Below are 13,250 nucleotides of genomic sequence, written 5' to 3' on the forward strand. Positions count from 1 at the left end.
ACTGTCAGCGGTGTCCGCGGCGCCTGATCATCCGGACGACTCGGGGGAGGGCCGATCCGGCCAGCAGGGCCGCCAGCGGGAGGACGACGTCCGTCCATGGGTCGCGGATCGGCTTGTAGGTGGCCTTGCCGTCGGTGATCTCGATGTAGCCGAGCGGCCGGGCCTCGGCTCCGCCGCCTCCGCCTCCTCCCTCACCGGTTTTGGTGGCGCCGATTTCCCGTCCGGCGCCACCGCCGAAGCCGAAGCCGACCCTGGCGACCGGAATGACGGTGATGCCGTCGCGGGTAATGGGTTCGCCGTAGACGGCGGTCACGGAGGCCCGTCCGCCAAGTTTGTCGGCCAGGCGCTCCAGGAGGGTGACGGAGGCGTGGGCGGCGCTGAGGTCGGCCAAGGGGACGGGCGTGTTTTCGCCTGCTGTGCTCGTCATGTGCTGTCTCCCGTATGGGGGCGTTCCGCTGTGCCGAGGATGTGGGCGGCGGCCGGGGCGGGGAATTTCGTATCGGGGAAGGCGAACTTCTCCACTGTGGTGAGGGTGAGACCGGCTGTGGTGACGGCGGCGGCCCGGAGTGCCTGGTGGAGTTGGCCGGCGTCGGGGGCACCGGCGAGGCCGTCCGCGGTCCGGTACATCCGGCAGGACAGTCCGGGGGTGTGTCCGGGCTCGGCGAACGGGTCGCGGCCGTCGATGAGGATGGTCGGGGAGCCGATGAAGCCGATCCGCTCGGCTTCACCCTGGCCGGTCACGACGCGGGTGGTGAATCCGATACTGCTCAACCCCGACCTGTCGAGCGCGCGGCGCAGCCGCTCGGTCGCGAGCGTCTCGTTCGGGCAGCCGGGCACGAGAAGGATCTCGATGTCCATGTCTCCAGGCTCCCGCACGTGCCTGCCGTGCGCGCCCGCGCCGTCCGGCCTGGCCGTGCCCGAACGTGGTCCCGTGTACGGGCCCGTCGCCGCGGCGGGTGTGTTCATCGGCAGCAGTCGCAGCCGGGACGGCAGCCGCAGGCGTCCGCCTCCTCACGCTTGGCGGGCGCCGTGGCGGCGGGGGTCGCGCAGCAGCCCTTGCCCTGCCAGGCGTCGCGGCCTTCCTTGACCGCGACAGCGGCGATGACGAGGGCGGCGATTGGGTCGGCCCAGGACCAGCCGAGGGTGGCGTTGAGGACCAGGCCCAGGAGCAGGACGGCGGAGAGGTAGGTGCACAGGAGGGTCTGCTTGGAGTCCGCGACCGCGGAGGCGGACCCGAGCTCGCGCCCGGCTTTGCGCTGGGCCGCGGACAGGAACGGCATCACCGCCAGGGACAGGGCCGCCAGCACGATGCCGGGGATCGACCGCTCGGCCTCTCCGGTGCCGGTCAGCGCCCGGGCCGCGTCGAAGCTCACGTACGCGGCCAGTGCGAAGAACGAGACGGCGATGATCTGCAGGGTGGTCTTCTCGCGGGCCTCGCGCAGTGCGTGGTCGCGGGCGGAGAACTGCCAGGCGACCGCGGCGGCGGAGGAGACCTCGATGATGGAGTCGAGGCCGAAGCCGATCAGCGCGGTGGAGGAGGCGATCGTTCCGGCGGTGATCGCGACGATGGCTTCGATGACGTTGTAGGTGATGGTCGCCGCGACCAACATCCGTATCCGGCGGGCGAGCGCCTCTTGGCGGGCGGGGGCCGGGCTTATGCCGATGGGTATTTCGGCGGTCATCTCAGCAGCAGCCCTTCTCGTCAGCGTCCGGGCAGGTGCGGTCCGCCTCGACGGCTACCACGGCGGTGCGCAGGTCGTCCAAGGCGTGGCCGAGACGTTCGTCGGCGAGTTCGTAGCGGGTGCGGCGGCCGGCCGGTAGAGCGACGACCAGGCCGCAGTCGCGCAGGCATGCCAGGTGGTTCGACAGCCTGGTCCGCGAGACGCCCAGGGCGTCTGCAAGATCTGCCGGGTGGGCGGGGGCTTGACGCAGGGCGAGCAGGATCCGGCAGCGGATCGGGTCGGCGAGGGCGCGGCCGAACCGCGCCAGCACCTCGATGTCGGGAGCGAGAGTCAGCACACCAATGACGGTACACGTCTTCCTGAATTCAGGGAATCATGGATCAGTGATCTTCCGTGACTGTGCCCACGGCGCGTCGGCCCGGGTGAGGCGGGGGCCGGCCTTACCCGCAGTGCGAGCACCGGTTGGTCGTGGCCCGGGACGGGGCCGAGGTAGGCGCCAGCCGGGCAGGTCCGACGGGGCCGCCGGATCGGTGGCCATCACGGTTGGATGGCCGGACATGCACCGTCCTCGCCTGCGCTCGCAACGGTGTCCAGGCGCCATGGCGATCCTGGATCCGTGCGCTGCGCGGACTCGGCGACGACAAAGGCGTACGTCGCGGCGATCCCGTCCCCGGGAACGGGGCCGAGGTAGGTGTGGCCGGTTAGGCGGGACCAGGCGGCCAGGTCCAACGGGGCGGCCGGATCGGTGGCCTTCACATGCACGACGGTGCCCGGCAGTGCGCCGTCGATCTCGCGGCGGAGGCGCAGTAGCAGGGTGACGCATAGCAGGCCCGAGCCGTCGACGATCAGAGGCAGGCCTGGACGGACAGAGGCGGTCATGCGAGACCTTTGCGGACGGCGGTGATCAGAGCTTCGGCGGCGCGGTCGATGTCGTGCGCCGTGGTCCAGCGGCCGGTCGACAGCCGTAGAGCGCCCAGGCTGCGGGCGTCGTCCAGGCCCATCACGTGCAGGACGGGTGAGGGGGTGCGGGTGCCGCTGTGACAGGCTGAGCCGGTGGAGGCGGCGATCTCCGGTACAGCGGCGAGGAGTTCGTGGCCTCGGACGCCGTCGATGCTGATGTTGAGGGTGTTGGGCAGACGCGGTTCCACGGGGCCGTTGAGGTGCACCCGGCCCCGCAGTGCCTCGACCAGACTGGCGTGGAGGCGGTCGCGCAGCCCAGCGACGCGTTCGGGGCCGCCGCTTGCCAGGTCCGCGGCGGCGAGCTGTGCGGCGGTGCCAAGCGCGACGCCGAGCGCCACGTTCTCGGTGCCCGCGCGCAGGCCATGCTCCTGTCCCCCGCCGTAGAGCAGCGGTTCGAGCGTGACGCCGTGGCGTAGGTACAGGGCGCTGACGCCCTTGGGCGCGTACATCTTGTGCCCGACAACCGTCAGCAGGTCGACGCCCAAGTGCCTCACGTCCAGCGGGATCTTTCCGGTCGCCTGGGCGGCGTCGCAGTGGAAAAGCGCACCGTGGGCGCGGGTGATGCGGGCCAGGTCGGAGATCGGCTGGAGGGCGCCGGTCTCGTTGTTGGCGGCCATCACTGAGACGACGACCGTGCTCGGCGTGAGGCCGGAGGCCAGAGCAGCCGGGTCGACCAGGCCGTCGCTGTCAACCGGCAGGTACGTCACCTCAATTCCGTGCAGGCGCTCCAGCGCGCGGCAGGTCTCCAGCACGGCCGGGTGCTCGGTGACCTGCGTGATCACATGCGGGCGGTCAACCTTCGCCGCCAGGACGGCACCGCGCAGGGCGAGGTTGTTCCCTTCCGAGCCGGGTCCGGTGAACACGATCTCGCCCGTCTCCGCGCCGATGAGCTCGGCCACCTGGGTGCGGGCGCGGTGCAGGGCCGCCTTCGGCTCTGCCGCATAGGTGTGGTCGCTGGAGGGGTTGCCGAACCAGTCCGCCAGGTACGGCCGCATCGCTTCGACCACCCGCGGGTCTACTGGGGTGGTGGAGTTGTAGTCGAGGTACACGGGGCCGCCGGCCAGGCCCGGGTGAGCGGGGATCACGCGGCGCTCTCCGTCTCCACGGGCAGCTCGGCCAGTCGCCACTCCAGCATCCCGTCGGTGAGCCGCACTGCTCTGCGTCCGCTCTCACGGAGCAGACGTACCGCGTCGTAGGCCAGCACGCAGTAGGCGCCCCGGCAGTAGGTCACCACCTCGGTCTCCTCCGGCAACTCGGCGATGCGGTCGGCGAGTTCCTCGACCGGGATGGAGCGCGCGCCGGGGATGTGCCCGGCGGCGTACTCCTCGGCCGGACGCACATCGAGGATGACGACCTCGCCTGCCGCCGTGCGGGCGAGCAGGTTTTCCCGGTCGACCTCGGCCGCGTCGTCCGTGCCGAGGTAGGCGGTGCGGGCGGGTTCGACGGCGGTCTGGTGGGCCTGGGCGACCTGGCGCAGCAGCGCGTAGAGGGCGGCGACGTCGTCTCCGGCCAGCCGGTAGTGGATGCGTACGCCTTCGCGGCGGGTGGCCACGAGTCCGGCCTGCTTGAGGGTCTGCAGGTGCGCAGAGGCGGTGGTCAGGTTCAGCCCGGCGGTCTTGGCAAGGGCGTCGACGGTGCGTTCGCCCTGGGCCAGCAGATCGAGCAGTTCCAGCCGTTTGCCGCTGCTCAGCGCCTTGCCGGTGCGTGCGAATGCGTCGTACAGGGCGGCTTTGCGTGCGGGGTCTCCCATGGCATCCTCCATCGTTCCATGGAATATTGTAGCTAAGGGTGGGTGCTGAAGCGACCTGCACCTGCCGTGACACCTGGAGGATCTGATGGGCTTCGCCGACGATCACTTGATACCGCTGGTCGATGAGGGTCTGGGCAACAGCGCCTACCTCGTCGACCTCGGCGACGGACGTGCCCTGGCCGTGGACGCGAGCCGAGATCTACGCGCCCTGCGGACGGCTACCGCGCGGCACGGGCTCACGGTCGCCTTCGCCGCCGACACTCACCTGCACGCCGACTTTCTGTCCGGTGCGGTGCAGCTGGCCGCTGACGACGGCGCGGCCGTACTCGCCTCCGCCGCCGGGAACCGGGCATTCCCGCACACCGCGCTCGACGACGGCGACGAGACCGACCTCGGCGGACTGACCCTGCGCGCGCTGGCCACCCCCGGCCACACCGACGAGCACCTGTCCTTCCTGCTCCTGGACGGGGCACGCGAGCTCGGAGTCTTCACCGGCGGCTCGCTGATCGTCGGATCGGCCGCCCGCACCGACCTGCTCGGCGTCGAACGCGCGGAGAAGCTGGCCCGCGCCCAATACCGCTCGCTCCACCGCCTGGCCAAGCTGCCGGACGCGACCGCGGTGTGGCCCACGCACGGCGCCGGATCCTTCTGCTCCGCCCCACCCGGCGCGGAACGCACCACCACCATCGCCGCGCAGAAGCAGGCGAACCTGCTGCTGGCCGCGCCCGACGAGGACGCCTTCGTACGGGAGTTGCTCGGCAGCCTCGGCTCCTACCCTGCGTACTTCGACCGCCTGGGCGAGATCAACCGGCACGGGCCCGCGGTGATCGGCTCCGCTCCCACGCTCGCCGCGCTCACAACGGCCGAGATACGCCAACTGCTGGGCCAGGGCGCACAGCTCGTCGATGTACGCCCCGTCGCCGACTTCGCCGCCGGCCACATCCCCGGCGCCATCTCCATCCCGCTCCGCGACCAGTTCGCCACCTGGCTGGGCTGGTTGCTCCCCGACGACATCCCGCTCGTCTTCGTCACCGCCCCAGGACAGGACCTCGCCGAACTCACCTGGCAGTCCCTGAAGATCGGATACGAGCAGCTGGCCGGGCACCTCGACGGCGGCATGGCCGCCTGGACGACCGACGGCGGACCGCAGCAGACCATCGCACTGGTCACCGCCGACCGGATCGCCGAGCGTCCCGTCCTCGACGTACGCCAGAGCGCCGAGCACACCACCGGCCACATCGCCGACGCGATCCACATCGAACTCGGCGACCTCATCACACGCACCGATGAAACACCGGACGGCGCGGTGGTCCACTGCGGGCACGGCGAACGCGCCATGACCGCCGCCAGCCTCCTGCAGCGCGCCGGCCACCGAGATCTCGCCGTCCTCGACGGCGGACCGGGCGACTGGTCCAAGGCCACCGGCCACCCCCTGGAGGAGACCGCGTGACCACCCACACCACCGACGAGACCAGCTCCGACATACGTCTCGGACTGCGCGCCAATCTGGCCCAGTTCAGCCTGCTCGTGGCTGTCAACGCCCTGGTCGGCGGCATGCTCGGCCAGGAGCGCACGGTCCTGCCGCTGCTGGCCGACGACGTCTTCCACCTGTCCGCCTACACTTCCGCGCTGACCTACATCCTGGCCTTCGGCGCCACCAAGGCCGTCACCAACTTCTTCGCCGGCACCTGGTCGGACCGCTACGGCCGTAAACCGGTCCTGATCGCCGGATGGCTGGTTGCGCTGCCGATTCCCGCGATGCTGGCCTGGGGCCCCACCTGGGGCTGGATCATCGCCGCCAACATCCTGCTCGGCGTCAACCAGGGCCTGACCTGGTCCACCACCGTCATCATGAAGATCGACCTGGTCGGCCCCGAACGGCGCGGCCTGGCCATGGGCTTTAACGAGGCCGCCGGCTATGTCGCCGTCGCGGCAACCGCCATGGCCACCGGCGCCATCGCCGAGCACGCCGGACTTCGCCCCGAGCCGTTCCTGCTCGGTGCCGCCTACGTCGTCCTGGCCCTGGGCCTGTCCACCTTCGCGGTACGCGAGACCCGCGACCACGCCCGCTTCGAAGCCGCCCGCCACGTCACCCCTGCCGGCAGCGAGCACGACGGGGAACTGACCACCGGCCAGATCGCGCGCCTCACCAGCCTGAAGGACAAGGCGCTGTCCGCCGCAAGCCAGGCAGGCATGGTCAACAACCTCAACGACGCCCTCGCCTGGGGCATCTTCCCCCTGCTCTTCGCCGCCCACGGCCTGACCATCGCCCAGATCGGCATCCTCGCCGCCCTCTACCCCGCCGTCTGGGGCGCGGGCCAGATGCTCACCGGCTGGTGGTCCGACCACATCGGCCGCAAACACCTGATCACCGCCGGGATGCTTCTGCAGGCCGCCGCGATCGCCCTCGTCGCCGTCGGCACCACCTTCGGCGTGTGGGCCACCGCCCAAGTCCTCCTGGGTATCGGCACCGCCCTGGTCTACCCGACCCTGCTCGCCGTCATCGGCGACGTCGCCCACCCCGCATGGCGCGCCCGGGCCGTCGGCGTCTACCGCCTGTGGCGCGACGGCGGATTCGCCGTCGGCGCTCTCCTCGCCGGAGTCCTCGCCGACGCCTACGGCCTGACCACCGCGATCTGGGCCATCGCCGCCCTCACCGCCGCATCCGGCCTCCTCGTCGCGGTACGCATGTACGAGACCCACCCCCGCCTGTGAGCAGACACCGTCATGGTCTGCCCTCTGTTGCCCCCGGCCAGCACAACGCCCGCCAACACGCTCGGCACCTGATGTTGCTGTCGCACCATCGGCTACGCCGCCGAGCACTCGTCGCCGCTCAACGCCACCGTCAAGACCGCCGACCCCGCAGGCCCACCAAGTACCGCCCGACCTGACGACTGCGTCCGCGGCGGTGTTGTCAATGCAACACCTCCGAACGAGCGACGGAACCCGCGGCATCGACCGCCGGGTAATCGTGCCCGCAGAGCTTCCGCACAGCGCCTCCGCCGCGCGCCGCTTCTCCACCGACACCCTGGCGCCGGACGTGATGCGGGCCGCGCTGCTGTCCTGCGCGACCGAGCTCGGCGAGTGCCTGCGCGGCCGCCGCCAGGCCGCGAAAGCAGTAACGCTCACGGTGTCGTTCGCCGGCAGTAGCCAGCTGATCCGCAGCCGGCAGCTGCCGGGTGGGCCGTCCGCGCACACTGACGACCTGCGCAACCTCGCCTACGACCTCTACCGGTCCATGGCGCTCCAGCGGGCTCGGGTACGAGGCGTGGCGGTCAGGGGAGAGCAGCTGGTAGCCGCCGAGACGGTGGCCGAGCAGCTGAGCCTCGATGCGATGCGCGAGGACCGCCTGCGCGCCGAGCAGGCGGTCGACGCCCTCAACCGCAGGTACGGCTCCGGCACCGTCGGCCCGGCCGCCTCCTACCGTCACGCCGGCTGACGGCCCGATACGAGGAGCGCGCGTTGAGCATGCGGCGGAATGCGGTGGAGGTGGACCCGATGACCGTGGGGGAGGAGCCGGTCATGGTGCAGCTCTACACGCCGCGCAAAGAGCCCGGCGTGCGGTTGCAGGTGGCGGGACGGCCGTACTTCGGCGCAGCCATGGAGCGCCGCGACTTCACCGACGGCCGGATACTCTTCGCGATTGGATTGCGGCCCGCTGACACGGCCCCGGAGTCCTAGCCCAGACACCAGGGAGCAAGTAACCCGCCGGTAGCTTTCAGGGCTTCACCGCGGCGGTCTTCTTCGACTGGCGGGGAACGGTCTTCTCGCGGTCGAGGTGCCCGTACACCGTCGAGCGAGGCACGCTGAACATGTCGGCGATCTGCTGGACGGTCTTTTCCCGCTCGTCGTAGAGCCGTTGGGCAAGCGCGGCCTGGTCCTCGGTGAGCTTCGGCCGACGCCCTCCGACACGGCCGCGGGCCCGCGCGGAGGCGAGCCCGTCGTTCGTATTCGCCACGATCAGCTCCCGCTGGAGCTCGGCCAGCACAGACAGCATGCCGAACATCGCGCGTCCCTCCATGGTGGCAGTGTCGATGCCCTGCTCGATGACGTGCAGGCCGATCCCGCGTTCGCGCAGCTCGGCGCCGAGGGTGACCAGATGCAGGACGGAGCGGGAAAGCCGGTCGAGCCGGGTCACCTTCAACGTGTCGCCCTCGCGCATCAGCTGCATGACGAGATCGAGCTTCGGGCGGGACGCTTTCGCCCCGCTGGCGACGTCGACGTGGATGTTGTCGCGGTCGACGCCGTTGCGGAGAAGTGCGTCGATCTGATGATCAGGGTTCTGGTCGGCCGTCGATGTGCGGCAGTAGCCGAGAAGCATTGTCGGAAACTACCCCAGCGACCGTTCACCGACGTTGATTTCCGACGCGAGTTGCCGACAGTGCCCACCTGCGGGTTCGTGATCACGGGCACGAGTGTCGACAGACGGTGGCGCCCTCAAGTGATCAACGCACCGCCCATGGATGATGATGTGACCGTGGAGGCACAGGTGCGTGACTACGGGTTTTCGCCAGCTCAGCAGAATGAGATTTGGAGACGCTGGCGTGAGGGGCAGTCGTTCAGCTTGATGGGGCGGGCGCTCGGGGCGCCGATGCACCACGTCCGCCGGTTCCTGTACCAGAGCGGCGGCGTCCGTCTCACCCCGCAGCAGCGATCAGAGCGGCATCTGACCGGCGGCGAGCGCGAAGAGATATCCCGCGGCATCGCCGCCGGAGAATCTGCCCGGCAGTTGGCCAGGCGGCTGGGCAGATCGCGTTCGACCGTCTCCCGCGAGATCGCGCGCAACGGCGGCCGGGACCGCTACCGTGCCGTGTCCGCCGATGCGGCCGCCTACGCGCGTGGGCGCCGGCCCAAGCAGGGGAGGCTCGCCCAACGGCCCGCTCTACGCGCGCTGGTGGAGGCCAAGCTGGCTCTGTGCTGGTCCCCCGAGCAGATCGCAGGATGGCTGCGACGCCAGTTCCCCGGTGACGCCGCCATGCAGATCTCGCACGAAGCGATCTACCTCTCGCTCTACGACCCTCGTCGGCGCCAGGCGATCGACCGCAGCCTCACCTAGCGGCTGCGGTCAGCCAGGCCCATGCGCCGCCCGAAGATCGCCCGTCGGCCCACCGGGCGAGGAATCATCCGCGGCATGGTGTCCATCACTGCTCGCCCCGCCGAGGTCGAGGACCGCACCGTCCCCGGCCATTGGGAGGGCGACCTCGTGATGGGCACCCGGCCCTCGGCGGTCGCCACGCTCGTAGAGCGCACCAGCCGCTACACGGCCATCGTTGCGCTGCCGGACGGCATCAAAGCTGAGCAGGTTACTCCGCACCTCACCATGAGTCTCCTCGGTATCCCGCCCCAACTGCGGCGGACGCTCACCTGGGACCGGGGCCGGGAGATGGCCGAGCACCAGGCCATCACCGCCGAGACCGGGATGCCGATCTACCTCTGCAAGCCGCGGAGCCCTTGGCAGCGCGGCACCAACGAGAACACCAACCGGCTGCTTCGGCAGTACCTCCCCAAGGGCGCGGACCTCCGCACGTTCAGCCAGGCCGACCTGGACGCCATCTGTCGGCGTACACATGAACGTCCTCGGTCGCGTACGGATGAACGTGGCCAGGGTCTGACGTGGTGGCGGGGATGGGTGGGCAGTCTGCTGCCGGGTTGATCCGGGTGGTGGAGGGGTGGTCGCGATGGTCTTGGATCCGCATCGCTGGCTGGAACTGCGCCGGTTTCGCGGGCTGTTGGAGTCCGGTGCGATGAGTCTGTCGGAGATCGCCCGTGAGACAGGGCTGGATCGTAAGACGGTGCGGAAGTACTTGTCGGCGCCCGGGCCGGCGTCTCCGCCGCGCCGGTCGCCGAGCGGGCGGTCGCGGGCGAGGAAGATCGATGAGTTCGCGCCGCTGGTCGATGCGATGCTGCGGGCCGAGGTCCTGATGAAGGCCGCAGTCATCCATGAACGGCTGGTCGCGGAGTACGGATTCACCGGGAACTACCAGCGGGTCAAGCTCTACGTTCAGGAAGCCCGGCCCAGGGTCGCCGAGGAACTCGGCATCACCCCGAAGGAACTGGCTGGCATGCATCGCCGGTTCGAGGTGATCCCCGGCGCCCAAGCCCAGGTGGACTGGGGTGGTGCGACACGAGGTCGCGTATATGAGTGAACTCGCAGATTGGAGGCCGGTCATGCCGGTTGCGTAGTTCTCGGTGAGTGTTCGAGATCGATCTCCGCTCTGACGTGCGCTCGCGGGTCCTGCCCGCAGAGGGTGCGAAGCTCAGGGAAGAAGCCCAAGGGCCCCCGATCCGTCAGGGGGAGCAACCGGGCAAGGAGAAGGCCGGACGGACGAACGCGAGTGAACCCCCTGTGATGCCTCGTTATCGACAAGCCCGGGAGACGGGATGAATACCCGGGTTATAGGGCCTGGCCGCTGGAAGAGGCGGCGAGCGACGATCGGAGCCTGCCCCGTCGGTCGTGTGAACACCGCTGGTCCCGGGGTTTAGGGGGCGTCCTCCCCGGTCGCGTCTCGTATACGCGGAACGTGGAAACCCCGTCGGGGTCCCGGCCTTGAGGCCGGGTAGGCCGATCGTGAGAGGGGCGTAAGCCCCCGGCGGGACAGGAAGCCCAAGAAGCGGATGCCGGCTGCCGAAAGGCAACGGGACTCGTGACAACACGGCTGCCACTCCAGGCGGCTGTCACGGGGAACCGGCCGGATGCCGGTCCTGGCGACCGGGCCCGGAAGGGCGCTGACGTGGGCTGGTGAGCCTTTGAACGCCGAGGCCGAGGGCCTCTCAAACCGAGGGACATGTTGGACACCATTGCGGTGAACGGACCCGAGGACGTTCTCGACTGGGACGCCATCAACTGGCGGCTCCACGAGGAGAACGTAGTGAGGCTGCGGCGGAGGATCTTCAAGGCGACACGAGAAGGGGACTGGGTTGCAGTCCGCTCCTTGCAGAAACTGATGCTGAGATCCTGGTCGAACACGCTGGTCAGCGTTCGGCAGGTCACTCAGCGAAATGCTGGGCGTCGGACGGCCGGGATCGACGGGGAAACGGCCCTGTCACCCGAAGCCAGGGCGGCAGTGGCGATGCGGGTGCACCGCTCGCGCTCGTCCTGGGACCCCATGCCGGTCCGACGTGTGTACATTCCGAAGGCCAATGGAAAGCAGCGGCCGCTCGGCATTCCCGTGATCTTGGACCGGTGCCATCAGGCACGGGTCCGCAGCGCACTGGAGCCCGAGTGGGAAGCCCGGTTCGAGCCCCGTTCCTACGGGTTCCGCCCCGGGCGGAGCTGCGCCGACGCGATCGGCTCCCTGTTCTCCACGCTCAGCGGGCCACTTGCCCGACGGGTATGGATCCTGGACGCTGATCTGTCAGCTGCGTTCGACAAGATCGGCCATGCACGGCTCCTCGACTCGCTCGGTTCATTCCCTGCCAGGGACATGATCGAACGATGGTTGAAGGCCGGGGTGGTCGACAAGGGGCAGTTCTCGCCGACCGAGGAGGGCTCTCCCCAGGGCGGCGTGATCAGCCCGTTGTTGATGAACGTAGCTCTCCACGGGCTCGAGGAGGCCGCAGGGGTCCGCTATCTCACGACCGGCACACACGCCGGGGATGTGGTGGCGGGCTCTCCAATCTTGGTGAGGTACGCCGACGACATGGTGGCTTGCTGTCATTCCAGGCAGCAGGCCGAGCAGGTCAAGGCACGGCTTGCGGAGTGGCTGGCGCCCCGGGGGCTGGTCTTCAACGAGGACAAGACGCGCATCGTCCACCTCGAAGAGGGCTTCAACTTCCTCGGGTTCAACGTTCGCCGCTACCGACGTCGCAAGCTGCTGATCAAACCGAGCGCGGAGGCGGTCAGGCGTATCCGGAAGAGGCTCGCGGACGAAGTTCGTGCTCTGCGCGGCTTGAACGCGACGGCGGTCATCGCCAAGCTCAACCCGATCGTCCGGGGCTGGGCGGCCTACTACCGGGGGGTGGTGTCCAGCAGAATCTTCACGGCGCTGGATCACTACGTGTGGTGGCTCACTTTCCGGTGGGCCAGACGCATGCACCCCAACAAGTCGAAGAAGTGGATCGTTCGACGCTACTTCGGCAGGTTCAACAAGTTCAGGAACGACCGGTGGGTGTTCGGCGACCGCGGCAACGTGCTCAACGACCGCGGAGAGATTCCCACCCTCGTCAAGTTCTCCTGGACGAACATCGTCCGGCACCAGTTGATCGCAGGCGGGGCGTCACCCGACGATCCCGATCTGACGGACTACTGGGTCAAGCGGCGAAAGAGAGTCAAACCCCCGCTGGACAACTACAACGTGCGCCTGCTCGCCAAGCAGGACGGTCGTTGTCCGCTCTGCGGGGAACACCTTCTCACCGCAGACCAGCCGCCGCAGTCACCCCAGGAATGGGAGCGATGGTGGCTGAATGTCGTCAAGAGGGCGATAGCCGCCGACTATCTCACTCTGCACGGACGGCACGACACGTCGGACGGGAACCGAACACGCCTTATGCACGCCTCCTGCCATCGCGGCCTACGTGCCGGAAACCGCAGGAGACCAGCGGTAGTTGCACTCTCGTGATGCCCCTGGGGCTTGCTTGAGCCGTGGTGCGGGGAAACCTGCTAGCCCGGTTCTGAGGGGGGAGCGCCGCAGCAATGCGGCGCTCCTACCCGACACGAGGGCAACATCCTCGCGCATATGGGCATCAGGAAGGTCTATTCGTTCCACATGACCCTGTCGTACTCGCGTGAGCCGTTCTGCTGCTTCACCACGAGCCAGGATCTGGAGACCTTCTTCGACTGTCACCGGCGGGCGTTCGCGCACTTCGGTGGTTATGTGGGTGACGACTCTTCCGCGATCTCACGTTTCCGGTCAGGATGG

At 69.2% G+C, this 13,250-nt stretch carries 15 protein-coding genes and 2 pseudogenes; 9 read left to right on the top strand and 8 right to left on the bottom strand.

What is annotated here, in order from left to right; translation table 11 throughout:
- Positions 1-4 precede the first annotated feature (4 nt).
- The 7 genes from ABZS64_RS26970 to ABZS64_RS27000 form a co-directional block, all read right to left on the bottom strand.
- Entirely contained in the window at positions 5-427 is a 423-nt protein-coding gene (locus ABZS64_RS26970; RefSeq protein WP_355834780.1) for a spore germination protein GerW family protein, read from the bottom strand.
- A complete protein-coding gene (locus tag ABZS64_RS26975; RefSeq protein WP_355834783.1) occupies positions 424-966 on the bottom strand; it encodes a hypothetical protein in 543 nt (180 codons plus the stop codon). Before ABZS64_RS26975 ends, ABZS64_RS26970 begins: the two co-directional genes overlap by 4 nt.
- Positions 963-1,682 (bottom strand): cation transporter, encoded by a 720-nt coding sequence (locus tag ABZS64_RS26980; protein WP_355834785.1) that lies wholly within the window; start codon positions 1,680-1,682, stop codon positions 963-965. The genes ABZS64_RS26975 and ABZS64_RS26980 overlap by 4 nt, the downstream gene beginning before the upstream one ends.
- A gap of 1 nt (position 1,683) precedes the next feature.
- Entirely contained in the window at positions 1,684-2,019 is a 336-nt protein-coding gene (locus ABZS64_RS26985) for a metalloregulator ArsR/SmtB family transcription factor (protein WP_355834789.1), read from the bottom strand.
- Positions 2,020-2,219: 200 nt separating this feature from the next.
- Positions 2,220-2,561: a sulfurtransferase TusA family protein gene (locus ABZS64_RS26990; protein ID WP_355834791.1), complete on the bottom strand. Its 342-nt coding sequence runs from the start codon at positions 2,559-2,561 to the stop codon at positions 2,220-2,222.
- Positions 2,558-3,727, bottom strand: coding sequence for a cysteine desulfurase family protein (locus tag ABZS64_RS26995; protein ID WP_355834793.1), 1,170 nt, complete (start codon positions 3,725-3,727; stop codon positions 2,558-2,560). Before ABZS64_RS26995 ends, ABZS64_RS26990 begins: the two co-directional genes overlap by 4 nt.
- Positions 3,724-4,392, bottom strand: a complete 669-nt coding sequence (locus tag ABZS64_RS27000; RefSeq protein ID WP_355834796.1) for a metalloregulator ArsR/SmtB family transcription factor — start codon at positions 4,390-4,392, stop codon at positions 3,724-3,726. The genes ABZS64_RS26995 and ABZS64_RS27000 overlap by 4 nt, the downstream gene beginning before the upstream one ends.
- Positions 4,393-4,477: 85 nt before the next feature.
- Here ABZS64_RS27000 and ABZS64_RS27005 point away from each other — a divergent pair, with 85 nt between their 5' ends.
- From ABZS64_RS27005 to ABZS64_RS27020, 4 genes are all read left to right on the top strand, one after another.
- Positions 4,478-5,842, top strand: a complete 1,365-nt coding sequence (locus ABZS64_RS27005) for an MBL fold metallo-hydrolase (RefSeq protein WP_355834798.1) — start codon at positions 4,478-4,480, stop codon at positions 5,840-5,842.
- On the top strand, positions 5,839-7,107 hold the full coding sequence (locus ABZS64_RS27010; protein ID WP_355834801.1) for an MFS transporter: 1,269 nt from the start codon (positions 5,839-5,841) through the stop codon (positions 7,105-7,107). Before ABZS64_RS27005 ends, ABZS64_RS27010 begins: the two co-directional genes overlap by 4 nt.
- 202 nt (positions 7,108-7,309) lie before the next feature.
- Positions 7,310-7,831 (top strand): hypothetical protein, encoded by a 522-nt coding sequence (locus ABZS64_RS27015; RefSeq protein ID WP_355834804.1) that lies wholly within the window; start codon positions 7,310-7,312, stop codon positions 7,829-7,831.
- 83 nt (positions 7,832-7,914) lie between these two features.
- The gene (locus ABZS64_RS27020) at positions 7,915-8,073 is read left to right on the top strand and encodes a hypothetical protein (protein ID WP_355834807.1); all 159 of its coding nucleotides are present in this window, start codon (positions 7,915-7,917) and stop codon (positions 8,071-8,073) included.
- 37 nt (positions 8,074-8,110) lie between these two features.
- Here ABZS64_RS27020 and ABZS64_RS27025 read toward each other — a convergent pair whose 3' ends face one another.
- Positions 8,111-8,713, bottom strand: a complete 603-nt coding sequence (locus ABZS64_RS27025; RefSeq protein ID WP_355834810.1) for a recombinase family protein — start codon at positions 8,711-8,713, stop codon at positions 8,111-8,113.
- 270 nt (positions 8,714-8,983) lie between these two features.
- Here ABZS64_RS27025 and ABZS64_RS27030 point away from each other — a divergent pair, with 270 nt between their 5' ends.
- From ABZS64_RS27030 to ABZS64_RS27050, 5 genes and pseudogenes are all read left to right on the top strand, one after another.
- On the top strand, positions 8,984-9,448 hold the full coding sequence (locus ABZS64_RS27030; protein WP_355834813.1) for a helix-turn-helix domain-containing protein: 465 nt from the start codon (positions 8,984-8,986) through the stop codon (positions 9,446-9,448).
- Positions 9,449-9,469: 21 nt separating this feature from the next.
- Positions 9,470-10,045: an IS30 family transposase gene (locus ABZS64_RS27035; RefSeq protein ID WP_355834816.1), complete on the top strand. Its 576-nt coding sequence runs from the start codon at positions 9,470-9,472 to the stop codon at positions 10,043-10,045.
- Between the two features lie 25 nt (positions 10,046-10,070).
- Positions 10,071-10,508 (top strand): annotated as a pseudogene (locus ABZS64_RS27040) (IS21 family transposase); the annotation flags it as partial.
- 669 nt (positions 10,509-11,177) lie between these two features.
- Positions 11,178-12,950, top strand: a complete 1,773-nt coding sequence (gene ltrA, locus ABZS64_RS27045) for a group II intron reverse transcriptase/maturase (RefSeq protein ID WP_355834818.1) — start codon at positions 11,178-11,180, stop codon at positions 12,948-12,950.
- A gap of 96 nt (positions 12,951-13,046) precedes the next feature.
- Positions 13,047-13,202: pseudogene (locus ABZS64_RS27050) on the top strand (DDE-type integrase/transposase/recombinase); the annotation flags it as partial.
- Positions 13,203-13,250 lie beyond the last annotated feature (48 nt).

It is taken from the genome of Streptomyces sp. NPDC005408 (genome assembly GCF_040606445.1).
Taxonomy (GTDB): domain Bacteria; phylum Actinomycetota; class Actinomycetes; order Streptomycetales; family Streptomycetaceae; genus Streptomyces.

Coding starts and splice junctions, on each gene's coding strand:
- ABZS64_RS26970 (WP_355834780.1), bottom strand. CDS start 427: ATGACGAGCACAGCAGGCGAAAACACGCCCGTCCCCTTGGCCGACCTC.
- ABZS64_RS26975 (WP_355834783.1), bottom strand. CDS start 966: ATGAACACACCCGCCGCGGCGACGGGCCCGTACACGGGACCACGTTCG.
- ABZS64_RS26980 (WP_355834785.1), bottom strand. CDS start 1,682: ATGACCGCCGAAATACCCATCGGCATAAGCCCGGCCCCCGCCCGCCAA.
- ABZS64_RS26990 (WP_355834791.1), bottom strand. CDS start 2,561: ATGACCGCCTCTGTCCGTCCAGGCCTGCCTCTGATCGTCGACGGCTCG.
- ABZS64_RS27000 (WP_355834796.1), bottom strand. CDS start 4,392: ATGGGAGACCCCGCACGCAAAGCCGCCCTGTACGACGCATTCGCACGC.
- ABZS64_RS27005 (WP_355834798.1), top strand. CDS start 4,478: ATGGGCTTCGCCGACGATCACTTGATACCGCTGGTCGATGAGGGTCTG.
- ABZS64_RS27015 (WP_355834804.1), top strand. CDS start 7,310: ATGCAACACCTCCGAACGAGCGACGGAACCCGCGGCATCGACCGCCGG.
- ABZS64_RS27020 (WP_355834807.1), top strand. CDS start 7,915: ATGGTGCAGCTCTACACGCCGCGCAAAGAGCCCGGCGTGCGGTTGCAG.
- ABZS64_RS27025 (WP_355834810.1), bottom strand. CDS start 8,713: ATGCTTCTCGGCTACTGCCGCACATCGACGGCCGACCAGAACCCTGAT.
- ABZS64_RS27030 (WP_355834813.1), top strand. CDS start 8,984: ATGCACCACGTCCGCCGGTTCCTGTACCAGAGCGGCGGCGTCCGTCTC.
- ABZS64_RS27035 (WP_355834816.1), top strand. CDS start 9,470: ATGCGCCGCCCGAAGATCGCCCGTCGGCCCACCGGGCGAGGAATCATC.
- ltrA (WP_355834818.1), top strand. CDS start 11,178: ATGTTGGACACCATTGCGGTGAACGGACCCGAGGACGTTCTCGACTGG.